General features: G+C 68.6%; 24 protein-coding genes. 14 read left to right on the forward strand and 10 right to left on the reverse strand.

Features of this window, described 5'->3' with window-relative positions:
• Window positions 1-68: 68 nt before the first annotated feature.
• A complete protein-coding gene (locus MBTS_RS16085; RefSeq protein ID WP_018045862.1) occupies window positions 69-560 on the reverse strand; it encodes a molybdenum cofactor biosynthesis protein MoaE in 492 nt (163 codons plus the stop codon).
• 225 nt (window positions 561-785) lie between these two features.
• Here MBTS_RS16085 and MBTS_RS16090 point away from each other — a divergent pair, with 225 nt between their 5' ends.
• The gene (locus MBTS_RS16090) at window positions 786-1,805 is read left to right on the forward strand and encodes a gamma carbonic anhydrase family protein (RefSeq protein ID WP_192216009.1); all 1,020 of its coding nucleotides are present in this window, start codon (window positions 786-788) and stop codon (window positions 1,803-1,805) included.
• Between the two features lie 124 nt (window positions 1,806-1,929).
• Window positions 1,930-2,802 (forward strand): DUF3108 domain-containing protein, encoded by an 873-nt coding sequence (locus tag MBTS_RS16095; RefSeq protein WP_192216010.1) that lies wholly within the window; start codon window positions 1,930-1,932, stop codon window positions 2,800-2,802.
• Window positions 2,803-2,812: 10 nt separating this feature from the next.
• Here MBTS_RS16095 and MBTS_RS16100 read toward each other — a convergent pair whose 3' ends face one another.
• Window positions 2,813-3,370 carry a pyridoxamine 5'-phosphate oxidase family protein gene (locus MBTS_RS16100; RefSeq protein ID WP_147829640.1) on the reverse strand — a complete coding sequence of 186 codons (558 nt, stop codon included), beginning with the start codon at window positions 3,368-3,370 and terminating at the stop codon, window positions 2,813-2,815.
• Between the two features lie 102 nt (window positions 3,371-3,472).
• Entirely contained in the window at window positions 3,473-4,087 is a 615-nt protein-coding gene (locus tag MBTS_RS16105; protein ID WP_056423157.1) for a TetR/AcrR family transcriptional regulator, read from the reverse strand.
• Window positions 4,088-4,271: 184 nt separating this feature from the next.
• Between MBTS_RS16105 and MBTS_RS16110 the strand changes: the two genes are divergently transcribed.
• Entirely contained in the window at window positions 4,272-7,697 is a 3,426-nt protein-coding gene (locus MBTS_RS16110; RefSeq protein ID WP_147829641.1) for an acyl-[ACP]--phospholipid O-acyltransferase, read from the forward strand.
• Here MBTS_RS16110 and MBTS_RS16115 read toward each other — a convergent pair.
• Together MBTS_RS16115 and MBTS_RS16120 are read right to left on the reverse strand one after the other, a co-directional pair.
• Complete coding sequence (locus MBTS_RS16115) at window positions 7,634-8,869, reverse strand: aminotransferase class I/II-fold pyridoxal phosphate-dependent enzyme (protein ID WP_147829642.1); 1,236 nt, start codon at window positions 8,867-8,869, stop codon at window positions 7,634-7,636. The two genes, MBTS_RS16110 and MBTS_RS16115, sit on opposite strands and share 64 nt — an antisense overlap.
• Window positions 8,870-8,919: 50 nt before the next feature.
• Window positions 8,920-10,485 (reverse strand): hypothetical protein, encoded by a 1,566-nt coding sequence (locus MBTS_RS16120; protein ID WP_238253837.1) that lies wholly within the window; start codon window positions 10,483-10,485, stop codon window positions 8,920-8,922.
• Between the two features lie 145 nt (window positions 10,486-10,630).
• Here MBTS_RS16120 and MBTS_RS16125 point away from each other — a divergent pair, with 145 nt between their 5' ends.
• From MBTS_RS16125 to MBTS_RS16135, 3 genes are all read left to right on the forward strand, one after another.
• Entirely contained in the window at window positions 10,631-11,899 is a 1,269-nt protein-coding gene (locus MBTS_RS16125) for an adenosylmethionine--8-amino-7-oxononanoate transaminase (protein WP_192216011.1), read from the forward strand.
• Window positions 11,900-11,980: 81 nt separating this feature from the next.
• Complete coding sequence (locus MBTS_RS16130; protein WP_026176290.1) at window positions 11,981-12,370, forward strand: response regulator; 390 nt, start codon at window positions 11,981-11,983, stop codon at window positions 12,368-12,370.
• A gap of 357 nt (window positions 12,371-12,727) precedes the next feature.
• Window positions 12,728-13,282, forward strand: coding sequence for a MarR family winged helix-turn-helix transcriptional regulator (locus MBTS_RS16135; RefSeq protein WP_056148855.1), 555 nt, complete (start codon window positions 12,728-12,730; stop codon window positions 13,280-13,282).
• Between the two features lie 66 nt (window positions 13,283-13,348).
• Here MBTS_RS16135 and MBTS_RS16140 read toward each other — a convergent pair whose 3' ends face one another.
• Complete coding sequence (locus MBTS_RS16140) at window positions 13,349-13,597, reverse strand: hypothetical protein (protein ID WP_018045875.1); 249 nt, start codon at window positions 13,595-13,597, stop codon at window positions 13,349-13,351.
• A gap of 133 nt (window positions 13,598-13,730) precedes the next feature.
• Window positions 13,731-13,997, reverse strand: coding sequence for a hypothetical protein (locus tag MBTS_RS16145; RefSeq protein WP_018045876.1), 267 nt, complete (start codon window positions 13,995-13,997; stop codon window positions 13,731-13,733).
• 436 nt (window positions 13,998-14,433) lie between these two features.
• On the opposite strand from MBTS_RS16145, the gene ileS reads away from it, so the two are divergent.
• From ileS to MBTS_RS16170, 5 genes are all read left to right on the forward strand, one after another.
• Complete coding sequence (gene ileS / locus MBTS_RS16150) at window positions 14,434-17,418, forward strand: isoleucine--tRNA ligase (protein ID WP_192216013.1); 2,985 nt, start codon at window positions 14,434-14,436, stop codon at window positions 17,416-17,418.
• Between the two features lie 62 nt (window positions 17,419-17,480).
• Window positions 17,481-17,981 carry a signal peptidase II gene (gene lspA / locus MBTS_RS16155; RefSeq protein WP_056148673.1) on the forward strand — a complete coding sequence of 167 codons (501 nt, stop codon included), beginning with the start codon at window positions 17,481-17,483 and terminating at the stop codon, window positions 17,979-17,981.
• Window positions 17,982-18,196: 215 nt separating this feature from the next.
• Window positions 18,197-18,826, forward strand: a complete 630-nt coding sequence (locus MBTS_RS16160) for a hypothetical protein (RefSeq protein WP_018045879.1) — start codon at window positions 18,197-18,199, stop codon at window positions 18,824-18,826.
• A gap of 216 nt (window positions 18,827-19,042) precedes the next feature.
• Window positions 19,043-20,428, forward strand: a complete 1,386-nt coding sequence (locus MBTS_RS16165) for a M16 family metallopeptidase (RefSeq protein WP_018045880.1) — start codon at window positions 19,043-19,045, stop codon at window positions 20,426-20,428.
• Window positions 20,429-20,492: 64 nt separating this feature from the next.
• Complete coding sequence (locus MBTS_RS16170; RefSeq protein WP_056249858.1) at window positions 20,493-21,794, forward strand: M16 family metallopeptidase; 1,302 nt, start codon at window positions 20,493-20,495, stop codon at window positions 21,792-21,794.
• A gap of 36 nt (window positions 21,795-21,830) precedes the next feature.
• Here the strand turns inward: MBTS_RS16170 and MBTS_RS16175 are convergent, their stop codons facing one another.
• Window positions 21,831-22,256, reverse strand: a complete 426-nt coding sequence (locus tag MBTS_RS16175) for a MarR family winged helix-turn-helix transcriptional regulator (protein WP_192216014.1) — start codon at window positions 22,254-22,256, stop codon at window positions 21,831-21,833.
• Window positions 22,257-22,413: 157 nt separating this feature from the next.
• Between MBTS_RS16175 and MBTS_RS16180 the strand changes: the two genes are divergently transcribed.
• Window positions 22,414-23,736: an MFS transporter gene (locus MBTS_RS16180; RefSeq protein WP_056148679.1), complete on the forward strand. Its 1,323-nt coding sequence runs from the start codon at window positions 22,414-22,416 to the stop codon at window positions 23,734-23,736.
• Between the two features lie 11 nt (window positions 23,737-23,747).
• Here MBTS_RS16180 and MBTS_RS16185 read toward each other — a convergent pair whose 3' ends face one another.
• Window positions 23,748-24,284 (reverse strand): L,D-transpeptidase family protein, encoded by a 537-nt coding sequence (locus tag MBTS_RS16185; RefSeq protein WP_056148859.1) that lies wholly within the window; start codon window positions 24,282-24,284, stop codon window positions 23,748-23,750.
• Between the two features lie 271 nt (window positions 24,285-24,555).
• On the opposite strand from MBTS_RS16185, the gene MBTS_RS16190 reads away from it, so the two are divergent.
• Window positions 24,556-25,242, forward strand: a complete 687-nt coding sequence (locus MBTS_RS16190; protein WP_018045885.1) for a response regulator transcription factor — start codon at window positions 24,556-24,558, stop codon at window positions 25,240-25,242.
• A 3-nt stretch (window positions 25,243-25,245) separates the two neighbouring features.
• Here the strand turns inward: MBTS_RS16190 and MBTS_RS16195 are convergent, their stop codons facing one another.
• The gene (locus MBTS_RS16195; protein WP_018045886.1) at window positions 25,246-25,467 is read right to left on the reverse strand and encodes a hypothetical protein; all 222 of its coding nucleotides are present in this window, start codon (window positions 25,465-25,467) and stop codon (window positions 25,246-25,248) included.
• 176 nt (window positions 25,468-25,643) lie between these two features.
• Between MBTS_RS16195 and MBTS_RS16200 the strand changes: the two genes are divergently transcribed.
• The gene (locus MBTS_RS16200) at window positions 25,644-26,096 is read left to right on the forward strand and encodes a cyclic nucleotide-binding domain-containing protein (RefSeq protein WP_056148680.1); all 453 of its coding nucleotides are present in this window, start codon (window positions 25,644-25,646) and stop codon (window positions 26,094-26,096) included.
• The last annotated feature ends 85 nt before the right edge of the window (window positions 26,097-26,181 follow it).

The following is a 26,181-nucleotide window of genomic DNA, read 5'->3' on the forward strand; positions in this document are numbered from 1 at the left end:
GGGGCGCACGGGCTGGGGCGCGCCCTCCTCTGTGGACGGACCGGAGGCGAATCGCCGCCGGTCCGCCCTCACGCCCAGCGTGACGCGGCCTCGTCGTCGGCGCCCGTGGCTTCGACCCAGCCCCCCATGGTGCCGTCGGCCAGATGCTCGCGCTTCCAGAACGGAGCCTTCGTCTTGAGGTAGTCCATGAGGAAGCTCGCCGCCTCGAAAGCGGCCACGCGGTGGCTTGCCGCCGTCACCACGAGGACGATGCCGTCGCCCGGCGCGACGAGGCCGTGCCGGTGGATCACCCGCACCGCCTGGAGCGGCCAGCGGTCCTGCGCCGCCTCCACCACCCGGCCGATCTCCGCCTCGGCCATGCCGGGATAGTGTTCGAGTTCGAGTCCGGTCAGGCGCCCGCCCTCGTCGCGGCACAGGCCGGTGAAGGTGACGATCGCCCCGGTCCTGCCTTGAAGCGTACCGCTCAGCGCGGCCATCTCCGCGGCCACGTCGAAGGGCGCGCTCTGGATGCTGATCGCGGCTGCGCCCCGATCGTTCGCCGTCGTCTCGCCTGCTGACATCCGTCGATTCCTTGACGCATCGGCGCGAAAGCCCTCGCGACCGGGTTTGATCCCCCTTAAGGGATGCGCGACATTGCAAAGTCCGCGCGGTGGTTTCACGCTGTTGCGCGTCGTTCAGGCAACAACATTCCGGCGTCCGGCCTTTACCACTCGACCGGCATGGGTTCCATGCCCCGCCGGTCCCATGGCCGGTCCACGCCATCGTCTTCGAAGGAACCCCCTCGCGTGACGCCTGAGTTGATCCTGCCCCATGACGGCGTCCTGCCGGTCTTCTCGGCCCGTCCGGTCTGGTGCGGGCGCGGAAGCACGGTCATTGGCGCCGCGGCGATCGGTGCCCAGGCCTGGCTCGGCGACGACAGCGTGATCCGTGCTGACGGCGAGGCGGTGACCGTCGGTGAGCGCTTCTGGCTCGGCCATCGCTCGACGCTCCACATCGCCACCGACTCGCACCCCACCCTCGTCGGTGACCGGGTGACGGTGGGCCGCAACGCCGTGGTCCATGCCTGCACGGTGGGGTCCGACGTGGTGATAGAGGACGACGTCATCGTCCTCGACGGCGCCACCGTGGAGGACGGAGTGCTCATCGAGGCCGGGGCCACCGTCTTCCCGCGCTCGCACCTCGCCGCGGGCTTCGCCTATGCCGGCAGCCCGGCGAAACCCCAGCGTCCCATCACCGCGGCCGAGATCGCCGAGCGGGCCGAGCGCGTGCGCGAGGCCACGGGGGATACCCCGTCGCCCGTCGCCGGCGACGAGATCGACGTCGATCCGAGTGTCTACGTCGCCAGCACCGCGCGCCTGCGCGGCCGCATCGCCCTCGGCGCTGGGTCGAGCGTATTGTTCTCCTGCGACCTGCATGCGGAGGTCGGCCCCATCCTCGTCGGCGCCGACACCAACATCCAGGACAACACCGTCATCCGCGCGCGGGCCGAGGGCGTCGTCATCGGGCGCGACACCACGATCGCGCACAACGTGCGGATGGCCGATTGCCGGATCGGCGCGCGCAGCCTCATCGGCATCGGCTGCGTGCTCGCCCCCGGCACCGTGGTGGCCGACGACGTGCTGCTCGCCGGCGGCTCCACCACCGATCCGGGCCAGCTCCTGGAGAGCGGCCATCTCTGGGGCGGCCGCCCCGCCCGCATCCTCGGCCCCCTCGACGCGGACAAGCGCGCGATGATGACCCGCATCGTCGCCGGCTATTGCGAGCATGGGCGGGTGTATCGGCAGATGGAGACGGGTGAGAACTGAAGGGAAGCGCAAAGCGCGCCTGCCGTCCGGTTCTCGAATGCGACGATCACCCGGCAGGTGCCGGTCCGCACCAGCACACGTGGCGGCATCTCTTAAGGGATGACGGCATGCAGGAGGGCAGCGCATGGTCGCCTCGTCCAATGATGCTTGGGAGACGCGCTCCATTGCGGTGATCGGCGCAGCGCTTCTGGCCCTCGCCGTGCCGGCCCCCGCTTCGGCCGCCCCCGAGCCTCAACGCTTCTCCATCACCTATCGCCTGTCGTTCCTCGACCTTCCCGTGGGCGAGGCCACCCTCGCCGTCGATCAGGCGGGTGGGCGCTATGCCTACGATCTGAAGGCGGGCCTGCGCGGCCTTGTCGGTGTCTTCTTCGAGGGATCGGGGACGGCGTCGGCATCGGGGGAGCGGTCGCGGAGCGGAGCGCTCACCGGCACGTTCCGATCCGAGAGTCTCTATGGACGAAAGCCGGTCCGGGTCTCCATGGTTCTGTCGGGCGGACGCGCGCATGGCGAGAGCGTGGAGCCGCCTCCGACTCCGACGCCCGACCGGATCCCGGTGGCGCCGCAGGACAAGGTGGGTGTCGTCGATCCCCTGACCATGCTGGCGATCCCCCTCGGCGCGGCGCCCCTCGACGTCGCCCTCTGCGAGCGCCGCATCCCGGTCTTCAACGGGGTGGCCCGGGCGGATATCGTCCTCTCGCGCGGGGTGCTGGTGACGGTCCAGGAAGGCCCCTATCGCGGACCGGCACTCGATTGCCGGGCGCGCTGGGTGCCGATTTCGGGCCACCGCCCCAATGGCAGCAGCGTGCGCCGCATGGCCGAGAACGACGACATCCGCGTACGGCTCGCCCCCGTTCCGGGCGGCGCGATGCTGTTGCCGCTCACGATCTCCCTGGCCACCGGCTGGGGGCAGGCGGGGATCGAGGCGACGCAATGGGGTGCGCCGCTCAAGGCCGGCGGACGCGGCGCGGTGAAGGTCCACCTGCCCAACGCACGGTAGGGCGTCCGCCCTATTCCTCCGCGAACAATCCCGTGGGCAGCCCGTCCATACTGCGCGCGTTCTTCTGGCGGCGATAGGCGTCGAGTTCGGCCTCCGTCTTGGCCTGGGCCCAGCGGTCGAGGGTGGGACGCTCCTCACGGTAATCGAACACGGGCACGCCGTAGCCGCAGGAGGTCTGCACGAGATCGATCGTGAGGCGCACCATCTGGCGCGCTCCGAGCGGCTCCTGCCCGTCGTACACTTCCGCCAGCAGGCCGGCATAGGCCTCGCCGCCCCGCGCCAGCACCTCCCCGCGCCCGTAGAGCCGCAGGATCGTCGGGGCGCCCTCGAAGGCGCAGAACATCACCGTCAGCCGTCCGTCCGCACGCAGATGAGCGGCGGTCTCGTTGCCGCTTCCGGTGCGGTCGAGATAGATCACGGTGTTCGGGTCGATGACCCGGAACGTATCGGTGCCGCGCGGTGACAGGTTGATCCGCGTGCCCTCCGCCGCCGATGCGGTGAAGACGATATGCTGCCGGGCGATGAAATCGAGGTGGCGCTCGTCGAGGGCCGGAAACTGCTTGGCCATGGGGCTTTCGGACGACAGGGGCGGGCTTTGAAACCTACAGCATCGTGCCGGATCTCGCATCCACGGCGATGCTGACGAACGCTTCCGAGAAGGAATGGCGGATCAGCGCAGGAACCGCCCGACCAGAAGTCGCGCCAGGTCGCGCGGCGGCTCGGGGGTGAGGACGGCGAGCTTGTTGGAGGTGGACAGGGAGGCGAGCCCGTGAAGGCCGGCCCAGAGGGTCGCCACGGCCTGTCGTCTCTCGCTCGCATCCGGGATCAGAGGTTCGAGCACCCCGTCGACGAGGTCGGTCGCCTGGGCGAGGGCGGCGGCGTACCAGTCGGGAAAGGTCGAGTCCGGTGCCAGGGAATGTTCGAAGACGAGGCTCCAGACCTGAGGGTCCGAGGCCACGAAGGCGAGATAGGCATCGGCGAGGGCAAGGGCGTTGTCGCGCGGACCGGCGTCGGGACGGATCGCGCCGGTGAGGGCCGCGTGCAGGCGCTCCAGGGTCCGGGCGTTGACCCGCATCACCACGGCGTCGAGATCGCCGACACCGTTGTAGATCGAGTTCGGGGCGTAGCCGATCACCGAGGCGAGCCGGCGCATGCCGAGGCCGCGCAGGCCCTCCCTGCGGACCAACCCCTCTGCCGCCTTGGTCACCAGGGCTTCGAATTCCTCGCGGTTATGCTCGCCTCGTGGGCCGGTGCCCCGCCGTGCCGGTTTCGTTGCCTTCGCCACGCCATCCCCGCCATCGCGTGCCGCCCGGCACCTCGCCGACGCATAGATTGCACGCCGTACAAAATCAACGTTGCCGCCTTCGCGAACGGCAGTTATTTTGCACAACGTTCAAAAATCGCGGCCGTGCCGGATTTGACGGTTCGTTACAGGGTGGGCAGTCATGGTCCGCCCCGAGGAGACCCTGATGTTTCGTACCTTGATGACGACCCGCCGGTTCGCGCCCCTGTTCTGGTGCCAATTCTTCTCGGCATTCAACGACAATTTCCTGAAGAACGCTCTGGTCTTCCTGATCCTGTTCAAGGTCGCGGGCGCCGGGGGAGAGGCCGCCCATCCGGGCATCCTGGTGACCCTGGCCGGCGCCGTCTTCATCGGCCCGTTCTTCATCCTGTCGGGTCTCGGGGGCGAACTCGCCGACCGCTACGACAAGGCACTCATCGCCAAACGCCTCAAATTCGCGGAGATCTTCGCCGCCGCCGCCGCCGCGATCGGCTTCTTCCTCCACTCGGTGCCGATCCTGTTCGTGGCGCTCGGCCTGTTCGGCACGGTGGCGGCCCTGTTCGGCCCGATCAAGTACGGCATCCTGCCCGACCACCTGAAGCGCAACGAGCTGACGGCGGGCAACGCGCTGGTCGAGGCGGCGACCTTCCTCGCCATCCTGCTCGGGACCATCGTGGCCGGCTTCGCCAGCGCGCTCGGCGGCGATGCCCTGGCCTTCAGCGCCCTGATCATGGTGTTCGCGATCCTGTGCTGGCTTTCGGCCCGACAGATCCCCTCCACCGGCGAGGCAGCGCCGACGCTCAGAATCGATCCCAACGTCGCCCGCTCCACCGTGGCCCTGCTGCGTGACCTCTATGCCGATACCCGGCTGTGGCGCGGCTCGCTCATCGTCAGCTGGTTCTGGCTGGTGGGTGCCGTGGTGCTCGCCCTACTGCCGGTGCTGGTGCGCGAGAGCCTGAACGGCTCGGAGACGGTGGTCACCCTGCTGCTCGCGATCTTCTCGGTGGGCATCGCCGTCGGTTCGGCCCTGGCCTCCTGGCTCGCCAGCGGACGCATCGTCCTGCTGCCGACGCCGATCGGCGCGCTGTTCATGGGTTTGTTCGCCCTCGACCTCGCCTGGACCGTCTCGCACCTGCCGCCGGTCTCCGGCGAGGTGATGGGGGCCGGCGCCTTCCTCTCCACCGGGACGGGCCTTCGCGTGGCGGCGTCCTTCGCCGGCCTCGCCATCGCGGGCGGCCTCTACATCGTGCCGTCCTTCGCAGCCGTGCAGGCCTGGACCGACAAGGACAAGCGCGCCCGCGTCATCGGCGCGGTGAATGTCCTCACCGCCGCCTTCATGGTCACCGGGGCGCTGGGGCTAGCCGCTCTGCAGGGCGCGGGCTGGTCGATGGCCTCGCTCCTCACCCTCATCGGCGTCGCCAACCTCGCCGCCGGCGTGATCGTGCTGAAGGTGATGCCCACGAGCGCCTTCCGCGACTTCCTCTCGATCTTGTTCCGCGCCTTCTACCGGCTCGAAGTGCGGGGTCTCGAGAATGTCGAGAAGGCCGGCCCCAACGCCATCATCGCCCTCAACCACGTCTCGTTTCTGGATGCACCGCTGGCCCTCTCGCTCCTCGACAAGGAGCCGGTCTTCGCCGTCGACCACGGCATCGCGCAGCGCTGGTGGGTGAAGCCCTTCCTGCGGGTGACCAAGGCGATGCCGCTGGACCCGACCCGGCCGCTGGCCACCCGCACGCTCATCAATGCCGTCAAGAACGGCGAAACGCTGATCATCTTCCCCGAAGGCCGCCTCACCGTCACGGGAAGCCTGATGAAGGTCTATGACGGCGCCGGCCTCATCGCCGAGAAATCCGGGGCCAAGGTGGTTCCGGTGAAGATCGAGGGGCTGGAGAAGACCGCCTTCTCGCGCCTCTCCCGCAATCAGGTCCGCCGCCGCTGGTGGCCGAAGGTCATCGTCACGGTGATGTCGCCGGTGGCGCTTACCGTCGACCCCGCGCTGAAGGGCAAGAACCGGCGGCGCGCGGCAGGAGCGGCGCTGTACGACATCATGTCCGATCTCGTCTTCGACACCGCCTTCATCGACCGCAGCGTGATGAGTGCCCTGATCCAGGCGGGCACCGACCATGGCTGGCGCCGCACCGCGCTGGAGGATCCGGTCACGGGCACGCTCAGCTATTCGCGCCTCGTCATGGGCGCCAACATCCTGGGCCGGAAGCTGATGCCGCTCGCCGCCGAGGGCAAGGCCATCGGGCTGATGCTGCCCAATGCCAACGGCGCGGCGGTGACGTTCTTCGCCCTGGCCAGCGCCGGGCGCGTGCCGGCGATGATCAACTTCTCGGCCGGCCCCGCCAATGTCCTCTCGGCCTGCACCGCGGCAGAGGTGGACACCATCCTCACCTCCCGCGCCTTCATCGAGAAGGGCCGCCTCGGCGGCCTGATCGAGGCCATCCAGGGCAAAGTGAAGCTCGTCTATCTGGAGGACGTGCGCGCCAGCGTCACCACCGGCGACAAGATCCGGGGCTTCCTCAGCCCCCGCAAACCCCTCGTGGCGCGACGAGGCGACGATCCGGCGGCGATCCTGTTCACCTCGGGCTCGGAGGGCACGCCCAAGGGCGTGGTGCTCGCCCATCGCTGCATGCTCGCCAACACCGCCCAGGTCGCGGCCCGCATCGATTTCGGGCCGAGCGACAAGGTGTTCAACGTCCTGCCGGTGTTCCACGCCTTCGGACTGACGGCGGGCCTGATCCTGCCCCTGGTCTCCGGCGTGCCGGTCTACCTCTACCCGTCGCCGCTGCATTACCGGATCGTGCCGGAACTCATCTACGGCTCGAACGCCACCGTCCTGTTCGGCACCGACACGTTCCTCTCCGGCTACGCCAAGACGGCCCATTCCTACGACCTGCGCTCGCTCCGCTACGTGGTGGCCGGCGCCGAGGCGGTGAAGCAGGCGACCCGCAAGACCTGGAGCGAGAAATTCGGCCTGCGCATCCTCGAAGGCTACGGCGTCACCGAATGCGGGCCGGTGGTCGCCCTCAACACGCCGATGTTCAACCGCTTCGGCACGGTCGGCCGGCTCCTGCCGGGGATCGAGTCCCGGCTCGAACCGGTACCCGGCATCGAGGAGGGCGGCCGTCTCTCGGTGAAGGGTCCGAACGTGATGCTCGGCTATCTCAGGGCGGAGAAGCCCGGCGTGCTCGAGGCACCGCCCGACGGCTGGCACGATACCGGCGACATCGTCGCCATCGACGCGGAAGGGTTCGTCACGATCAAGGGCCGCGCCAAGCGCTTCGCCAAGATCGCCGGCGAGATGGTGTCGCTGGCCGGCATCGAGGCCATCGCGGGCGAACTCTGGCCGGATACGCCGAGTGCGGTGGCGGCGGTGCCGGATGCGCGCAAGGGCGAGCGGCTGATCCTGTTCACGGAGCGCAAGGACGCCACCCGCCCCGCCTATCAGGCCTTCGCCAAGGCCAAGGGCGCCACCGAGATCGCCATCCCGGCCGAAGTGGTGGTCTTGGACAAGCTGCCGATGCTGGGCACAGGCAAGGTGGATCAGGTCGGCGTGGTCAAGCTGGCGCACGAGCGGGCCGGCGGCGAGTCGACCGCGGCGGCGTAGGTCTCGCGAACCCTCTCCCGCAAAGGGGGGAGGGTTCGTGGCCATTGTCCCATCACCGCCTCGGCCAACCCCTCCACCTGCGCCTCCGTATGCGCGGCGGAGAACGCCACACGCAGCCGCGCCGTCCCGGCCGGGACCGTGGGCGGGCGGATGGCGACCACGAGATAGCCCTGCTCCTCCAGAGCGGCCGAAAGGCCGAGCGCGGCGTCCGCTTCGCCCACGAGGATGGGGACGATGGGGCTCTGTGCCTCGGGGAGGCCGAGTTGCGCGGTGAAGCGGCGGGCGAGGGCGAGCGGACGCGCTGCGAAATCCGGCTCGGCCTCGACGATGTCGAGGGCGGCCAGGGCGGCCGCCGCCGAGGCCGGGGGAAGCCCGGTGGTGTAGACGAAGCTGCGGGCGCGGCTCGTCATCAGATCGACCACGGCGCGAGAGGCGCAGAGATAGCCGCCATAGGAGCCGAGCGTTTTCGACAGAGTGCCCATTTCGAGGGGCGCCCGCGCGTCCTTCCCGATGACGCCGAGGCCGTGGGCGTCGTCCACCAGGGTCCAGGCATCGTGCGCGTCGGCGAGATGCAGGATGTCGGCGATCGGCCCCCGGTCGCCGTCCATGCTGTAGACGCGTTCCGTGAGGATCAGCGCATGCTGGTGGCGGGAGCGGTGCTTGGTCAGGAGCGCTTCGAGATCACCGAGGTCGTTATGGGCGAACCGCAGCACCTTCGCGCCGGAGAGCCGCGCCCCGGCCCAGAGGCAGGAATGGCCGAGCGCGTCCACGAGGATCAGGTCGCGCGGGCCGGCGAGCCCGGAGACGATGCCGAGATTGGCGAGATAGCCGCTGCCGAAGACCAGGGCCGCTTCCGTCCCCTTATGGGTGGCGAGGCGCTCTTCCAGGGCGGCGAGGGGCGGGTGGCTGCCGGTGACGAGACGGGAGGCACCGGCCCCCGTCCCGTAAAGGGCGGTCGCGGCCTGAGCCGCCGCGATGACGCGCGGATCCTGCGACAGGCCGAGATAATCGTTGCAGGAGAACGAGACGAGGCTGCGCCCCTGTCGCGTCGCCGCCGCCTGCGGGCCGCGCATGGTGGGAACGAGGTGCCGGCGCAGGGAGGTCTCGTCGAGGCGGGCGAGATGGTCGCGGGCGAACGCTTCGAGGCTGGTGGTGCGGTCGGGGTCGGACATGGGAGCGGGAAGGAAGCCCGCGCCATCGCGATGTCAAGCACGCGCGATGGTCACTCGCCCGGCCGGCGCCTCTCGATGCGGTAGAGCGCGAAGCGCGCGGATGCCGCCAGGGGCACGAGCAGGCCCGGCATCGGGTTCGGAGCCGAGGGGCCGACGACGTAGAGGTAGTCGAAATCCTCGGTCCAGGTGCGGGTATAGCCCGGCGCGTCCGCGTTGGGCCGGCCCTCGGCGATGTCGCGCAGGATCACCATCGCCGTCGGGCCGCCATAGGGGACGGCCAGACGGCGGTAGCCATCGATCACTGTCACCGGCTGCTTGCCGATGGAGGTGAACAGCGTCGGCACGAACGCATCCGCATAGGCGACGGCCAGCGTCGCCGCGTTGTAGATCGGATAATCGGAGAGGTCGCCGAGGGGGGCGTCCTCTCCGCTGCCGCTATGGCCCACGAGCACGCGGGAACCCGGCTTCAACTGCCCGAAGGACGCGACGAGCGCCGCATACTCGCCCCGGTAGATCGCCGCGACAGTGAGGGCGGAAGCGAGGTTCACCAGGGTCACGCCCAGGACGGCCACAGCGGCAAGTCGTCCCCAGGCCCGGCTCGGTGGCGACACCACGATGAAGCCGGGAACGATGAGAAGTGCTGCCACCGTCACCCGGAGATCGACGAAGGACGTGTCGAACAGGCGCGTGGGCAGGACGACGAAGAGCGCCGCGAGGCCGGCCGCCAGCCAGCACCCGGATTGAATCGGCCGGACCGCGCCTCGCATCGCGGCGGACCCGATGAGGCCGACGAGGATCACCGTGCCGCCGGTGGAAAGCCAAAGATCGTAGCCGTTCAGGGTGGCGAACACCATCAAGAGCTTGGTCTGACCGTTCCAGGCGGTCCCCTCCTGGCCGACGGCGCCTCCGGTCGCCTTCATGACCCCGAAGGCGACGAGTGCCGGCAGGGCGAGGGTGAGGAAGCGCGCCATCGTCGTCGGCAGGGCGGGCTTTCGGGTCCGGGCACGCCAGAGCTCGTGAATGCCGAGGGTGAAACCGTAAAGGCCGAGCGCGAACAGATGGGCGCCGAACAGCAGGGTCACGAAGAGGGTGTGAAGCGCGAGCCGGAGCGGCCAGGCCCGGTCCTGCAGGACGATCCAGCAGGCGATCCCCCACAGCGCGATGCCGAGGGCGAACTGGAAGTTCACGAAACCCCAGGCGAAGGGAACGCTGTAGAGCACCAGCAACGCGAGGAACCCACTCACCTGAAAGCGGCGCTTCACGGCGAGCTCGATGGCGATGGCCCCTGTGATCGTGAGGATCTGGCTCGCCAGCAGGAACAGCCGGGTCGCGAGTTCGACGCTCGTGATCCGCGCGACGAGCGGGACGACGAGATCCATGGCGAGGTTGGGATAAAGCGCCCAGGTCACTCGGTAGAAGGGGTGCGCCTGTGGGGTTCCGTCCCGCACGAGGATGTACATGCGGGCGAGGTGGTTGGGATAATCCACCATCGCCGGGATCGGCATCGTCAGCACCGGGAGCAAGGCGATGACGAACAGGAGAGCGAACAGCGCCACGGTCGGCGGCGACGTGCCCCAAAGCCGGCCGGGGATGAGTTCGGGTCTCTCGGCAGGCACAGGACAGTCCCGGACAACGAGATCCCTCCGGAGGGCCGGTCGATGGCCTGGAGGGCAGGGTCGCAGACCATGCCTCCGACGGCTTTAAGATCGGGTTGCAGTTCGCTCCCTTGACCGTTCGGCCGCGCACGCTCATCCCGCACGAATGCCTACGGATGCGAAAAACTCTCTCTGGCGGCCCTATACGCAGATGCGGACCGCGGCGCCGCCCCTCGAGGCCGTGCGCACCTCGGGCTCGCGGATCGTGCTCGCCGACGGGCGCGAACTCATCGACGGCATCGCCTCGTGGTGGACCGCGGTCCATGGCTACAACCATCCGCATATCCGCACGGCGGTGGCGGCTCAGCTCGAGGCCATGCCCCATGTGATGTTCGGGGGGCTCACCCATGCGCCGGCCGAGCGCCTGGCGTCCCGCCTCGCCGCCCTGGCGCCGGGCGACCTCGACCACGTGTTCTTCACCGATTCCGGATCGGTGGCGGTGGAAGTGGCGCTCAAGATGGCCGCGCAGATGTGGCTCAACCGGGGCATCGCCGGACGCAGCCGGTTCCTCGCGTTCCGCGGCGGCTACCATGGCGACACGATGGGAGCGATGTCGGTCTGCGACCCGGAGGAGGGCATGCATCGGCGCTTCGGCGCCTACTTGCCGACTCAAGTCTTCTGCGATCTTCCGCGCGACGACGCCACTGCCGACGCCCTCGACCGTGCCTTGGCCGAGCATGGCGATACCCTCGCGGCGATCATCGTCGAACCCCTGGTCCAGGGGGCGGGAGGCATGGTGATGCACGCCCCCGAGACCCTGGCACGGGTGGCGCGGGCGGCCGAGCGGCACGGCCTGCCCCTCATCGCCGACGAGATCTTCACCGGTTTCGGCCGAACCGGCACCCTGTTCGCCTGCGAGCAGGCCGGAATCGTGCCCGACATCCTCTGCCTGTCGAAGGCACTCACCGGCGGCACCATGGCGCTGGCCGCGACGATCGCGCGGCGTCCGGTCTTCGAGGCCTTCTTGTCCGACGATCCCTCGGCGGCGCTGATGCACGGCCCGACTTTCATGGCCAATCCCCTCGCCTGCGCTGCCGCCAATGCCAGCCTCGACCTGTTCGAGACCGAGCCGCGTCTGGAACAGGCACGGGACATCGAGATCCGCTTGGCAGAGGGACTCTCCGGCCTGCGCGGTCTCCCCGGCATCGCCGACATCCGCGTTCTGGGCGCCATCGGCGTCGTGCAGTTCGCGCGCGCACCCGATCTCGCTGCGCTCAAGGCGCGCTTCGTGGAGCAGGGGGTCTGGGTCCGCCCCTTCGGCGACATCGTCTACCTGACGCCGGCCCTGACCATCGCGCCGGACGATCTCGACCGTTTATGCGAAGCCGTGGCCCACGTGGTTCGGACATCGGCCGACACCGAGGCAGCGCCCTGAAATCTGTCCGCTCCCGCCCTGCAACCTGAACGGATGTTTATCGTTGGATCAAGTTGGGTCAAACGGTGAAGGGTGGGCATCGTGGTGAATGAGACGACGCGCTCGGACGACGACAGGCCGGTGATCCTCCTCGTCGAGGATGAAGCCCTGACGATCATGGACCTCGGGGATGTCCTCGAGGACGGCGGCTACGAGACGGTGCAATGCGCATCCGCTGAGCGGGCGCTGGGTATCCTCCAGACCCGCACGGATATCCGCGGGCTGATCACGGACGTGGAACTGTCGGGCAAGGTCAACGGGTTCGATCTCGCCAACGCGGTGTCGGAGGCACGGCCGACCCTGCCGATCGTCATCGTCTCGGGCCGTGCCGCGCCCGACCCGGAGCGGATTCCCGCAGGTGCCCGCTTCATTTCCCGTCCCTGCACCGGAGAAGATATCCTCCAGCAGATCCAGAGCCTGATCCCCTGCTGAGACGCCGGACGACAGTCCAGAACCGGTCGTCGGCCTGGTTTCGGCCGGCGAAGATCGCTTTGCCTGGAGGAACATCTCTTCGCCGGCTGTTGGTTTCCTCGCGAATTTGAGCCGACTGTCATCTCAGCTTCACGAGCCGGACGCCATCTGCACGCACATGGTCCGCCTCCTTCGCCGGGATCTCAAACGGCGGCTCGGGAACGCGGCCTCCTGCGGGTGTGGAGTCGGGCGGCGATGGTTTCGGCTGAAGAGCGAGGGGCGGTATCGTCCGGCAAGGCCATATCATCGGGCAAGTCCGAGCTGGCCAAGTCCGAGTTGGGCAAGACCGACAAAGCCGGCAGGGACACCGAACAGACGATGGGCAAGTCCGACAAACGTATTCGCCCTCCCGGCTCGAAGAGCGTCGGGTGGGCCCTGGTCCAGGCGGCGCGGCTGCACCGCTCTCGGGTGGGGGATCGTCTCGCCGCCCTCGACCTGTTCGCCGGGCAGGAACAGGTGGTTCAGGCTTTGGCGGTTGCCGGCACGATGACCATGGGCGATCTCGCCGCCACTCTTCGGGTCCGGCCGCCCACGGCCTCGAAGACGATCTCGCGCCTTGCGGCCCTCGGCTTCGTCGAGCGGCGCGCAGAGGCCGGGGATGGCCGCATCGTCCGCGTGCGACTCACCGAGGCGGGCCTCGCCAAGGCGGAAGCCATCGAGCGCCTCTGGGACGAGGTCGAAGCGGAGATGCTCGATGGGTTCGACGGCAAGGAGCGACGCCGCCTGCGCAAGCTCCTGCGCAAGGCCGCCCGCAACCTCGCCGACGTCTCGGGTGTGACCGGCCACGAAGTCGATGGCGACGCCGATATCGAGAACGACGAGGACGAACCCGATGCGCTGGTCGTGCCGATCCAGAGCGATCGCCTCGACTGAGCCTCGGCGGCTCCTACCCTCGGCAGGCGAATCGGGGACATGTCCGCCGCGACGCAAGGTCAGCTGTCAGATCTTCCGGGCTATACCCGAATGGGCATGGACGCCCTGCTTGCGTTTGGGCGCGCGTCGTTGCTTCCGGCGCTCCAGCCGGAGAGCGAGGCGTCCGGCCAGCCGGTCGATCAAGATAAGGATGCCGCTGACGATAATGGCGAGGGCGCAGGCACTCCCGATCAGGATGCCGATCACGCCCGGCGTCGGGATCACCATGAGACAGACGAGCCCGAAAAGGGCCGTCAGGGGAACCCATTTTGCCATGACGCGGACGGCCCTTCGGTATCACAGGACCGAAGCTGTCACACTCGCATAAAGACAAACTTAAACTGATGAGCTTCGTTTCGAGCAGGACCGCCGGCCCTCCCGGTCGCGGGAGGGCCGGTCAGGGTTCGGCTCAGCGGTGGTGACGGTGGCGGTAATGGCGACGCGAGTTCATGCGCGTCCGATAGGCGCGACGGCCCGGATCGATCCCGAGAGCGCCGTTGACCGTCCCGACCGCGCCGCCGACGGCGCCGCCCACGATGCCGCCGATCGGTCCGCCGACCCGGTCACCCTCGGCCGCGCCGCGGCGGACGCCACCGGGCAGGCCCTGGGCTTCTGCCGCGCCCGACAGGGCGAAAGCGGACAGGACGAGGGTGGCGGCAAGCAATGCCTTCTTCATGACGGGATTTCCTCTTCGTCTTTTCGAATCCCGGCCGCGGTCTTGCGGCCGGATCGACCTTCAGCGTCCGGATCTGCACCGCTCCCGACCAGGATGGCGCGCCGTCACGCATAGGCTGATAACGGCCGAGCTTCCAAAAGGTGGCATCGAATCCCGATCGGCCCTGGCCGACACGTGACCGGCTGGACGATGCGGGAGGATGATCGCCTCGCGGCTGCTGGTTTCTGCCGTCCGGCACTGCTAGAAGCCGGAAATGCGCGTTCTCGACGTCCCGCGCGGCCTGAGCCGCCTTCGAATTACGAGCCCGGCCTCCGCCTGACGGCCGCTGCGGCGGCCCGAGCGGGAGCCGGGAGGGCGGCCGCGCCGCCACCGTTCGCCGACATCGGCCAGACGCCGACCGTCCTGAAGATCAGCGCACCGTTTCGCAGAAGACCCCATGACCGATTCGACAGCCCCCGACGCCGGCCTGCCCACCCGCGACTATTCGCAGACCCTGTTCCTGCCCAAGACCGAGTTCCCCATGCGGGCCGGCCTGCCGGTGCGCGAGCCCCTCCTCCTGGAGCGCTGGGCCGCCATCGACCTCTACGGCCGTATCAGGATGAAGGCCGCCGGACGCCCGAAATTCGTGCTCCACGATGGTCCGCCCTACGCCAACGGCAACATCCATATCGGCACGGCGCTCAACAAGATCCTGAAGGACGTCATCGTCCGCTCGCAGGGCGCGCTCGGCTACGACGCCAATTACGTGCCGGGCTGGGACTGCCACGGCCTGCCGATCGAGTGGAAGATCGAGGAGCAGTACCGCGCCAAGGGCCGCAACAAGGACGACGTACCGGTCCTCGAATTCCGCCAGGAGTGCAGGGCCTTCGCCGGTCAGTGGCTCGATACGCAGCGGACCGAGTTCAAGCGCCTCGGCGTCACCGGCGACTGGGACCACCCCTACGCGACCATGACCTTCCCGGCGGAGGCCACGATCGCGCGCGAACTCATGACCTTCTCCATGACCGGCCAGCTCTATCGCGGCTCGAAGCCGGTGATGTGGTCGGTGGTGGAGAAGACGGCGCTGGCGGAAGCCGAGGTCGAGTACGAGGACCATGTCAGCGATACGATTTTCGCGGCGTTCCGGCTCACCGCTGGGGCACCGGATGATCTGGCCGCTTCGCGCGTCGTGATCTGGACGACCACGCCCTGGACCATGCCGGGCAACCGCGCCGTGGCCTATTCGAAGCGGGTGGCCTACGGCCTCTACCGCGTCACCGCGGCGGCCGAGGACAACTGGGCCAAGACCGGCGACACCTACCTCCTCGCCGATACCCTGGCCGCCGGGGTCTTCGCCTCGGCCCGCGTGGAGGCGTTCGAGCGCGTCCGTGACGTGTCGGCCTCAGAGCTTGCCGGCCTGACCCTCTCGCATCCGCTCGCTGGCCACACCGCCGGCTACGACTTCCAGGTTCCGCTTCTCGAGGGCGACCACGTCACCGACGAGGCCGGCACCGGCTTCGTCCATACGGCGCCGGGCCATGGCCGCGAAGATTTCGAGGTGTGGATGGCCAATGGCCGCGCGCTCACCCAGCGCGGCATCGACACCCGCATCCCCTACACCGTCGATGCCGATGGGGCGCTCACCGAGGAGGCCCCCGGTTTCACGGGAAAACTCGTCCTGACGCCGAAGGGCGACAAGGGCGACGCCAACAAGGCGGTGATCGCCGCCCTGACGGAGGCCGGCACCCTGGTGGCGCGCGGCACGCTCAAGCACAGCTACCCGCACTCCTGGCGCTCGAAGAAGCCGGTGATCTTCCGCAACACGCCGCAATGGTTCATCGCGCTGGACAAGCCGGTGGAGTCCCTCGGTGAGAGGACGCTGCGCGAGGTGGCGCTCACATCCATCGACGAGACGCGGTGGGTACCATCACAGGGCAAGAACCGCATCAACGGTATGGTCGCCAATCGGCCCGACTGGGTGGTGTCGCGCCAGCGCGCCTGGGGCGTGCCGATCACCGTCTTCGTGAAGAAGGGCACCAGCGAGATCCTGCGCGACGAGGCCGTGAATGCCCGCATCGCCGAAGCCTTCCTGGCCGAAGGCGCCGACGCCTGGTTCACCGATCGGGACGGCGCCCGCTTCCTCGCGCCGGATCACGACCCGGCGGAGTATGAGAAAGTGACGGACGTCCTCGACGTCTGGTTCGATTCGGGCTCGACCCACGCTTTCGTTCTCGACGACCCGGACCAGTTCCCCGGCCTCTCCGGCGTGGTGCGTAAACGCGACGGCGGCCGGGACACGGTGATGTATCTCGAAGGCTCCGACCAGCATCGCGGCTGGTTCCAGTCGTCGCTTCTGGAATCCGCCGGCACACGGGGACGCGCGCCCTACGACATCGTCCTCACCCACGGGTTCGTCCTCGACCCCAAGGGTCTGAAGATGTCGAAGTCGAAGGGCAACGTCGTCGCGCCGCAGAGCGTCATCAAGGATTCGGGCGCCGACATCCTGCGCCTCTGGGTGGCGGCCTCCGATTACGCCGACGACCTGCGCATCGGCCCGGAGATCATCAAGACCTTCGCCGAGACCTACCGTAAGCTGCGCAATTCGCTGCGCTGGATGCTCGGCTCGCTGGCGCATTTCGAGGCGGGCGAACCCGTGCATCATGCCGACTTGCCCGAGCTGGAGCGGCTGATCCTGCATCGCCTCTGCGAACTCGACGGCGAGATCCGCGAGGCCTACGCCACTTTCGACACCAAGCGGGTGGTGGCGCTCCTCAACGGCTTCATGACCGGCGACCTCTCGGCTTTCTATTTCGACGTGAGGAAGGACGCGCTCTACTGCGACCCGATCTCGTCGCAGGTCCGCCGCGCCGCGCTGCAGGTCATCGACGAAACCTTCCGCCGGGTGACGATCTGGCTCGCCCCCGTCCTCGCCTTCACGGCGGAGGAAGCCTGGCTCGACCGTTACCCGTCGGATGTCGACTCCGTCCATCTCGAGACGCTGCCCGAGACTCCCGCCTCCTGGCGGAATGCCGCCCTCACGGAGCGCTGGCAGAAGATCCGCCGGGTGCGCCGCGTGGTCACCGGCGCCCTTGAGATCGAGCGCGCGGCCAAGCGCATCGGCGCCAGCCTCGAGGCGGCACCGACCGTCTTCGTCTCCGATTCCGATCTGCTCTCCGCCCTCGACGGGATCGATTTCTCGGAAGTCTGCATCACCTCCGGCATCACGATCGTCGACGGGGAGGGGCCGGAAGAGGCCTTCCGAATCGATGAGGTGCGCGGCGTGGCCGTGGTCTCCGGACCGGCCAAGGGCCGCAAATGTGCCCGGTCGTGGCGCGTCTCCGAGACGGTCGGCTCCGATCCCGATTACCCGGACGTGACACCCCGCGACGCCCAGGCGCTGCGGGAATGGGACGCGCTGCACGCCGCGTCGGGCGTGGCGTGAACGCTTCGCGATCCGACACGGGCCTTCCCTCCCCCCACTTGGGGGGAGGGGAAGGCGCCGGCATGCCCCCCTTCCGCCTCGGCCTCCTTATCCTTCTCGCCACCCTCGTCCTCGATCAGGCCTCCAAGCTCTGGCTCTATTTCGGCACCGATCTGGTGCTGACGCAGCCCTGGCATCTGACCGGCTTCGCGGATGTCGTCGTCGTCTGGAATCGGGGCATCTCCTACGGCCTGTTCCAGCAGGAGGGCGGCCTAGGCCGCTGGATCCTGGTGGCAGTCTCCGTGGCGGCCTCGATCGGGATGATCGCCTGGATGCGCCGTGCCTCGTCGGCGCTCCTGGCCGCCGCCCTCGGGCTCATCGCGGGCGGGGCGATCGGCAACGCCATCGACCGGGCAGCCTACGGTGCGGTGTTCGACTTCGTCCACCTCCATGCGGGCGCATGGTCCTGGTACGTGTTCAACATCGCCGACGCGGCCATCGTCGCCGGTGTCGTCGGCCTCCTCATCGACAGCCTGATCCCGGTCCGGCACCCTCGGGACGAAGCCCCTCCGGGCGGCCCCTGAAGATTCGTGCGGCTGTGATCCGTAAACCACATTGCGGATCGTTGTGGCCGGGAGGCTGGTGCGCTGCGGTCAAGGCGCCATACGTTCGCCTGAAACCGCCGTCAGGCCACGAGGGCAAGACCGGCATCGACCGACACCGACACGCGCCAGCACGTTCCGGGCAGGCACGCATTCGAGCTGGCGCACTCTGCGGGCCGGCGCAATTTGGGGGCAGCATGATCGGGCATCGCGGGTTCATTCTCGGCTTTACCGGACTTCTCGCGGCGAGCGGCGCCCAGGCGCAGCAGGGCGTGTTCATGCGCGACACCCTGAGCAGCATCGGCCTGATCGAGCCCGAGAAGCCGGCCATCACCTATCGTGAGCGGGCGCCCCTGGTGATGCCGCCCAAGCTCGACGGCAAGGCGCTGCCGCCGCCGCGTGCCGCCACTGCCACGCCGCAATGGCCCAAGGATCCCGAGATCGTCCAGCGCGACCGTGAACTCGCCGACGCGAAGAAGCCGATCTCCCGCGGAGCGCAGGGGCGGATGAACGACAACAACATGACGCTTTCGCTCGACGAGATGCGCGGCGGCCGACGCGCCGATGCCAGCGTGCGCACCGAGCCGGGCCGTCCCGAGAGCGACGGCGCCTCGTCGTCGATCTGGAGCCCCTTCGACATCTTCGGCAAGCGCGAGGACAAGGCCCAGCCCATTCTCGCTGAGCCCGATCGCGATACCCTCACCGACCCGCCGAACGGGTACCGCAAGGCCCCGAAGGCGGTCGCCCGCAACAACAGCGACCCCATCAATAATCCCTCGCGCGAGCGTGAGGAAGCCGATCCGGGTGCCTACATCCGGGGTCGCTAGCCGAGTTCCGCGAGGAGCCCGCGGACGGTCCCATCGCTCGTAGAGGAGATGGCCCCGTCCCGCTGGATCCCGCACCCACCCCCGGCGCCCGAAGGGTATCGGTACGGGATTTGCCCTGACCTCGGCCTGCGGATTCGTGGCATCCGAGGCGTGCGCTAAGGGGCATTGCGTTCATGACGGGCGGTCACGCATGGCCGACGTATCAAGGAAAAGACGATGCATCTGTTGCGGAAGGATACGCCCGGGTTCTCGCTCAACCGCCGCTACGGCCATGCCGGCCGGGCCGAGGCCGCGCCGTTCGGGCGGTCCGAGGCCGGTGGCCCCGAAGTCTCCGCCTTTGCCCTCGATAACGGCCTCGATGTCGTCGTGGTGCCCGATCACCGCGCGCCGGTGGTGACGCACATGGTGTGGTACCGCAACGGTTCGGCCGACGATCCGATCGGGCAGTCCGGCATCGCGCACTTTCTCGAACACCTGATGTTCAAGGGCACGGAGAAGCATCCGGTCGGCGCCTTCTCGCAGGCCGTGTCCGGCCTCGGCGGCCAGGAGAACGCCTTCACCTCCTACGATTACACCGCCTATTTCCAGCGCGTCGCCCGCGACCATCTCAAGACCATGATGGAGTTCGAGGCCGACCGCATGACCGGTCTCGTCCTCGAGGATGCCGTGGTGGCGCCGGAGCGCGACGTGGTGCTGGAAGAGCGCCGCATGCGGGTGGAGACCGACCCGTCGGCCCAGCTCTCCGAGGCCATGGCCGCCTCGCTGTTCGTGCATCACCCCTACGGCACGCCGATCATCGGCTGGATGCACGAAATCGAGGATCTCAACCGCACCCACGCCCTCGACTATTACAACCGCTTCTACACCCCTGAGAACGCCATCCTGGTCGTGGCCGGTGACGTGACGCCCGACGAGGTCCGGCGGCTCGCCGACGACACCTACGGGCTCGTGACGCCGCGCGGCGCCCGGCCGGTGCGGGTGCGCGCCAAGGAGCCCGAGCCCCGCGCGCTCCGCCGGCTCAGCGTCGTCGATCCGAAGGTGGAACAGCCGACCCTGCAGCGGCTCTATCTCACCCCCTCCTGCATGACCGCCCGCGACGGCGAGTGCCACGCCCTGGAACTGCTGGCCGAGGTGATGGGCGGCGGCTCCACGTCCTTCCTCTACCGCAAACTGGTGATGGAGCTCGGCGTCGCCGTGAATGCCGGCGCCTGGTACATGGGCTCGGCCATCGACGACACGCGCTTCTCGGTCTACGCCATCCCCGCCGAGGGCGTGAGCCTGGAGCGCCTGGAGGACGAGGTCGACCGCGTCCTGCGCCGCGTCCCCTCCGAGGCCCTGGGTCCGGAGGCCATCGAACGGGCCAAGACCAGGCTCGTCGCCGAAACGGTCTATTCCTCCGACAGCCAGTCGTCGCTGGCCCGTATCTACGGCTCGGCGCTCGCCATCGGCGAGAGCATCGAGGAGGTCCGCCGCTGGCCCTCCGACATCGAGGGCGTGACGCGGGATCGCCTCGCCGCCGTGGCCGAGCGCTACCTGATCCCCGCCCGCTCCGTCACCGGATACCTGACCAAGACGCGCGATCCCGACGCCGCCGTTGCGTGAGGCGACCCTCACGCACGATCCCGCTGATCCCGGCCCGGGCGCCCAGAAGAAGAATGAGGTTCTCATGAACTCGGTCGAAGCCAATCTGGTCGATACCACCGCCCGCAGCGCGAACGCCCCCACGCTGGCGCTTCCGGTGGCCGCCGCCGCCGGCATCGAGGCCTGGCACGTGGAATCGCCCGTGGTGCCGATGATCGCCCTCGCCTTCACCTTCGAGGGGGGGGCGGCTCAGGATCCCGAAGGCAAGGGCGGCGTGGCGCAGATGCTGGCGCGCCTCCTCGACGAGGGCGCCGGCGACCTCTCCTCCGACGCCTTCCAGGAGCGTCTGGCCGCGCGGGCCATCGAATTGTCGTTCCATGCCGGCGCCGACGCGGTGGGCGGCTCCCTCAAGATGCTGGTCAAGCACGCCGACGAGGCCATCGACCTCCTCGCCCTGGCGCTCGCCAAGCCGCGCTTCGATCCCGACGCCATCGAGCGCGTGCGCGCCCAGACGCTGGCCGGCCTGCGCTACCAGCAGAACGATCCGGGCGTGATGGCGTCACGTCGCTTCTTCGCCGAAGCCTATGCCGGCCATCCCTATGCCCGTCCCTCGTCCGGCACGCCGGAGAGCATCGCGGCCATCACCCGCGACGACCTCGTGGCGATGCACCGGAAGATCATCGGCCGCGGCGGTCTGAAAGTGGCGGCCGTCGGCGCCATCGATGCCGACCGTCTGGCCGATGCCCTCAACCGCGCCTTCGGTGTCCTCGACGAGGCCGGACCGCTGAACGCCGTGCCGCAGACCCAGGTCGGCCAACTCGGGCGCCGCGTCGTCGTCGATATCGACGTGCCGCAATCGGTCCTGCGCTTCGGCATGGGTGGCGTGCCGTGGAAGGACCCGGATTTCATCCCCGCCTACGTGCTCAACCACATCCTCGGCGGCGGCTCCTTCACCTCTCGCCTGTTCCAGGAAGTGCGCGAGAAGCGTGGGCTGGCCTATTCGGTCGGCACCTCCCTCGTCAGCCACCGCGCCAGCGCCATGACCTGGGGCTACACCGCCACCAAGAACGAGCGCGTGGGCGAAGCCCTGTCGGTGATCGGCGACGAGATCGGCCGCCTCATCAGCGACGGCCCATCCGACGAGGAGCTTCAGAAGGCCAAGGATTACCTCACCGGCTCCTATGCGCTCGGCTTCGACACCTCGACCAAGATCGCGCACCAGCTCGTGCAGATCTCCTTCGAGGGGCTGGGCATGGACTACTTCGCCCGCCGCAACGAGATGGTGACGAACGTGACCCAGGCGGACATCCGCCGCGCCGGTGCCCGCACCTTCGCCGATGGCAGGATGCTGGTGGTGGCCGCGGGGCGCCCCACGGATTTCCTGTAGGATTCGGACGCTTCGCGGGGTCCCAGCGACACCCAATCAGACAGACAGGGCGAGCCGCTCGGCCGCCCGGCGCAGGTCTCCGGCCGGCACCGCACCGTAGCGTTCCTCGAACGTCCGTTGCGCCTGCTCCCAAAAAGGCTGCGCCTCCTCGATGCGTTTTTGGCCGGCCTCCGTGAGGGTGAGGGAGCGCGTGCGGCCGTCCCGTCCCGGACCGGCGGCGATAAGACCGTCCCGGGTGAGCGGATGCAGGGCACGGCCCATCGTGGTGCGGTCCATCACCATGATGTCGGCAAAGCCGTTGATGGAGATCGGCCCGACACGGCCGAGACCGCGCAACAGACCGTACTGGCTGGTGCGCAGGCCGGTCGGCGCGAGATGCTGGTCGTAATGCTGAGTCAGCCGGCGCGACGCCTGGCGAAGGGCGAGGCAGTGGCACGGTGACACCGGTGCCGGACGGTCCATCGCGAAAAGTCCTCGAGGAATGGGTCACGGGGTCTGCGGACGACGCGCTTGTGTAAAGCGTGCATATGCGCCTAAGCAAGGGTCGACCGCGTCGCGGTGCCGGGCATGCCCGCCCGGTGATCCCACCGAACCAGCATGCGGAACCCGAAGAGGCCGTATGACCATCACCGCTCCCTTCGGGTCGTTGTCGAACGCCGTTGCCGCGCCGCTTGCCCGCCGCAACGTCCATTACGGCTGGGTCGTCGCCGGCGTCACCTTCCTCACCATGCTGGTGACGGCCGGCGCCGTTGGCGCACCGGGCGTGCTGATCCTGCCCTTGCAGAAGGAGTTCGGCTGGGACACGGCGACGATCTCCTCGGCGCTGGCCGTGCGCTTCGTCCTGTTCGGATTGATGGGGCCTTTCGCGGCCCAGCTGATGAACCGCTACGGCCCGCGCCGCATCGTGCTCCTGGCGCTTCTGCTCATCGTCGGGGGGCTCCTCACCTCCCTGTTCATGAGCGAGGTCTGGCAGCTGGTCATGCTCTGGGGCGTCGTCGTCGGCATCGGCACGGGGCTCACCGCCCTGGTGCTCGGCGCCACCATCGCGACCCGCTGGTTCTCGCGCTCGCGCGGCCTCGTGGTCGGTCTCCTCACCGCCAGTTCGGCCACCGGCCAGCTCATCGTGCTGCCGCTCCTCGCCGCCCTCACCGAACATCTCGGCTGGCGCGCCGCACTCCTGGTGATCTGCGGGCTGCTGCTCACGGCGGGGCTCGCCGTCACGGCGCTGTTGCGGGACCGGCCGGAGGACATGGATCTGGCCCCCTATGGCGAGACCGCAGTTACCGGTACCGCTCCGCCGCCGGTCGTGAGCGGCTCCGCCCTCGGAGCCCTGGCGGAGGCGTCGCGCACGGGTGTGTTCTGGGTGCTCTTCGCCACGTTCTTCATCTGCGGGGCCAGCACCAACGGGCTGATCCAGACCCACTTCATCCCCCTCTGCGCCGATTACGGCATCGGCCCGGTCCAGGGGGCGAGCGTGCTGGCGGCGATGGGCGTGTTCGACTTCATCGGCACGGTGGCGTCGGGCTGGCTCTCCGACCGCTACGACAACCGCTGGCTCCTGTTCTGGTATTACGGCCTGCGCGGCCTCTCGCTGATGTTCCTGCCGTTCTCCGACTTCTCCTTCGTCGGCCTGTCTGTCTTCGCCGCTTTCTATGGGCTCGACTGGATCGCCACGGTGCCGCCCACCGTGCGGCTCACCGCCGCCCGGTTCGGGCGCGAGAAGGCGAACCTCGTCTTCGGCTGGGTGTTCGCGGGTCACCAGCTCGGGGCCGCCACCATCGCCTACGGCGCCGGCCTGTCACGCACCGCCCTGTCGAGCTACCTGCCGGCCTTCTTCGCCGCCGGCGCCCTGTGCATCCTCGCCGCCATCCTGGTCCTGACCCTGTCCCGTCCGGGAGACCGGCCGGACGCATCGCCCGCCGCCCTGCCGGTCCGGGGGTAGGGATGCACGGGTCACAGGATCTGCAGCCGGGTGTGCGGCCCGAGGCGCCGCAGTAGCCGGACGAGGTCGCCTCGCTTCACCGCGACGCAGCCCTCCGTCGGCAGGTATCCCGCCCGTGCCACATGGAGGAAGATCGCCGAGCCGCGCCCCGGCCGGATCGGCTGGCGGTTGTAGTCGAGATCGACGACGAGGTCGTAGAGACCGTCCTCCCGCCACATCCGCTCCGCGCTGACACCGGGGGCGGGTAGGACGATCGGCCGGTTGTAGCGCCGGTCGCGCGGGTCGTCGCACCAGCCGTCGTTCTGTCGCGTCCGGCGCAGAGCCAGCGCGGTGCGGGGGCGGGCCCCGAAATGGTCCGGGCGATAGGCCCCGGCCCGCAGGCGGAAGACGCCCCGCGGGGACAGGCCGTCTCCTTCGCGCTTGACCTGACCGATGCCGGAGCGGCCGAGCGCGCAGGGAATGACCGCATTGGCGGCGAGAATCTGCCCGCGAGTGGGATCACTCACCAGCCGGCGGACGCGGATGCGAGAGAGGGTCAAACGGATCATGTCGGCCTTATCGACCGGACAGACCGGCCCGAGCCAGTCCATTCCTGAGGCGGCGATGCGCGACGACGGCACCCATGCGAAACTTTTTCGGGGGTCGAACCGTCACGGACGTGCATACTCCGCCTCCGGCGCGCCCTCGTTCAAGGTTCTGACATAAACCCGCCATCACTCTGCTGTGTAGGCTCGCGGCCGACGAAGCGGTCGTCTCTCAAGTTTTCGGGATCGGCCCGTTCGGGCACATCCCTGTTGCGTGTGAAAGTATCCCCGGCCGATGTCGACCACCCATCGCCTTCTCGTCTGCGACGACGACGAGTCCCTGCGCGAAACCTTGATCGAACAACTCGACCTGTACGAGGAGTTCGTCACCGTCAGCGCGGAGGACGGGAAATCCGCCCTCGCCCGCGTGGCCGAGGATCGGATCGATCTCGCGATCATGGATGTCGGCCTGCCGGACATGGATGGGCGCGAAGCGGTGCGGACCATGCGCCGCAACGGTTATCGCGGCCCGGTCATCATGCTGAGCGCGCAGGATTCGGAAGAAGACACGGTGGAGGGCCTGGAAGCGGGCGCCAACGATTATGTCGCCAAGCCGTTCAAGTTCGCGGTGCTCCTCGCGCGCATCCGCGCGCATCTGCGCAGCCACGAGGCCAGCGAGGACGCCGTCTTCCAGATTGGCCCCTACACCTTCCGCCCCGGCGCCAAGCTCCTCATCTGTGAGCGTGGCTCGAAGCTGAAGCTCACCGAGAAGGAGACGGCGATCCTGCGCTTCCTCTACCGCGCCGGCCGCGAGGTGGTGGGCCGCGACACGTTGCTGGCCGAGGTCTGGGGCTACAACGCGCAGGTCACCACGCATACGCTGGAGACCCACATCTACCGCCTGCGCCAGAAGATCGAGCCGAACCCGGCCGTCACCGCCATCCTCGTGACGGAAGGCGGTGGCTACAAGTTGCTGCCCTGAGGATCAGGCGGCCGCATTCGGCGCATCACCGCCGGATGTGTGGAAGGCGGCGATTTCCCGAATCAGGTCGCGTTGCTGCTCGATGACGAGATCGGACAAGATTTCGTCGTCGTTCCCATCGATGACCGACAGCAGGCGGATATCCGGATATCGGCCCTCGAAGAAGACGAGGACCTCGGATTGCGCATAGGGATCGTTCGGATCCAGGCAGAAGTGATTGGACACCGGAATTTCCGTCTTCGTCGCCCTCGGGAGACGCGTCTATCCACCGGTTTCATGACATCCGTTTGATCGACGCTCCGTCCCTGCGCGGGCGCGGCGCCGGATTTCCCCCCTCGCCCGCCTTCGGCTAAGGCTAGCTCCTCCGGAGGGACGCCTCCGTCTTGAGGGAGCGGACGGCATTGGGGCTCGACGACGACATCGCGATCCTGGCGGCGGCCCCCCTGTTCAGCTTCATGGCGCGGGACGCCCTGAGGCTGCTCTCCTTTGCCGCTGAGCGTCGCAGCCTGACGCCGGGGGACGTGCTGTTCGCCCGCAACGAGCGCAGCGATGGCGGATACGTCGTCATGTCCGGAACGGTCGAACTGGCGCCGCGTGGCGCCGGTGCCGAGCCCGTCAGGGTCGGCCGCTCCGCCCTGATCGGGCAGATGGCGCTGTTCCTGCGCGGCGAGCGCCCCACCGATGCCCATGCCGTCACGGCGGCGGAGGTCGTCCGCATCACGCCCACGCTGATGCGCCGGGTGCTCGAAGAATTTCCCGATGCGGCCGAGGCGATCCATGCCGCCCTTCATGACGACCTCGGTACGTTGATCGAGGATCTCGACGGCGTGCGCGCCAGGATCGACGCCATCTGACATCGTATCGTCCTCTCGCCGGACGCACGATCTGGCAAAACCTGCCGGGACGGGCCAAAAGTCTTCCGTCCCTCAACACTCTTCC

Origin of the sequence: Methylobacterium bullatum, from assembly GCF_014845095.1 — a bacterium.
Taxonomy (GTDB): domain Bacteria; phylum Pseudomonadota; class Alphaproteobacteria; order Rhizobiales; family Beijerinckiaceae; genus Methylobacterium; species Methylobacterium bullatum.

Excerpts from the sequence above, each read along its gene's own strand:
- MBTS_RS16085 (WP_018045862.1), bottom strand. The coding sequence starts at position 560 with ATGTCAGCAGGCGAGACGACGGCGAACGATCGGGGCGCAGCCGCGATC.
- MBTS_RS16095 (WP_192216010.1), top strand. The coding sequence starts at position 1,930 with ATGGTCGCCTCGTCCAATGATGCTTGGGAGACGCGCTCCATTGCGGTG.
- MBTS_RS16100 (WP_147829640.1), bottom strand. The coding sequence starts at position 3,370 with ATGGCCAAGCAGTTTCCGGCCCTCGACGAGCGCCACCTCGATTTCATC.
- MBTS_RS16110 (WP_147829641.1), top strand. The coding sequence starts at position 4,272 with ATGTTTCGTACCTTGATGACGACCCGCCGGTTCGCGCCCCTGTTCTGG.
- MBTS_RS16115 (WP_147829642.1), bottom strand. The coding sequence starts at position 8,869 with ATGTCCGACCCCGACCGCACCACCAGCCTCGAAGCGTTCGCCCGCGAC.
- MBTS_RS16125 (WP_192216011.1), top strand. The coding sequence starts at position 10,631 with ATGCCTACGGATGCGAAAAACTCTCTCTGGCGGCCCTATACGCAGATG.
- MBTS_RS16135 (WP_056148855.1), top strand. The coding sequence starts at position 12,728 with ATGGGCAAGTCCGACAAACGTATTCGCCCTCCCGGCTCGAAGAGCGTC.
- MBTS_RS16140 (WP_018045875.1), bottom strand. The coding sequence starts at position 13,597 with ATGGCAAAATGGGTTCCCCTGACGGCCCTTTTCGGGCTCGTCTGTCTC.
- MBTS_RS16145 (WP_018045876.1), bottom strand. The coding sequence starts at position 13,997 with ATGAAGAAGGCATTGCTTGCCGCCACCCTCGTCCTGTCCGCTTTCGCC.
- ileS (WP_192216013.1), top strand. The coding sequence starts at position 14,434 with ATGACCGATTCGACAGCCCCCGACGCCGGCCTGCCCACCCGCGACTAT.
- lspA (WP_056148673.1), top strand. The coding sequence starts at position 17,481 with ATGCCCCCCTTCCGCCTCGGCCTCCTTATCCTTCTCGCCACCCTCGTC.
- MBTS_RS16160 (WP_018045879.1), top strand. The coding sequence starts at position 18,197 with ATGATCGGGCATCGCGGGTTCATTCTCGGCTTTACCGGACTTCTCGCG.
- MBTS_RS16165 (WP_018045880.1), top strand. The coding sequence starts at position 19,043 with ATGCATCTGTTGCGGAAGGATACGCCCGGGTTCTCGCTCAACCGCCGC.
- MBTS_RS16170 (WP_056249858.1), top strand. The coding sequence starts at position 20,493 with ATGAACTCGGTCGAAGCCAATCTGGTCGATACCACCGCCCGCAGCGCG.
- MBTS_RS16175 (WP_192216014.1), bottom strand. The coding sequence starts at position 22,256 with ATGGACCGTCCGGCACCGGTGTCACCGTGCCACTGCCTCGCCCTTCGC.
- MBTS_RS16180 (WP_056148679.1), top strand. The coding sequence starts at position 22,414 with ATGACCATCACCGCTCCCTTCGGGTCGTTGTCGAACGCCGTTGCCGCG.
- MBTS_RS16185 (WP_056148859.1), bottom strand. The coding sequence starts at position 24,284 with ATGATCCGTTTGACCCTCTCTCGCATCCGCGTCCGCCGGCTGGTGAGT.
- MBTS_RS16190 (WP_018045885.1), top strand. The coding sequence starts at position 24,556 with ATGTCGACCACCCATCGCCTTCTCGTCTGCGACGACGACGAGTCCCTG.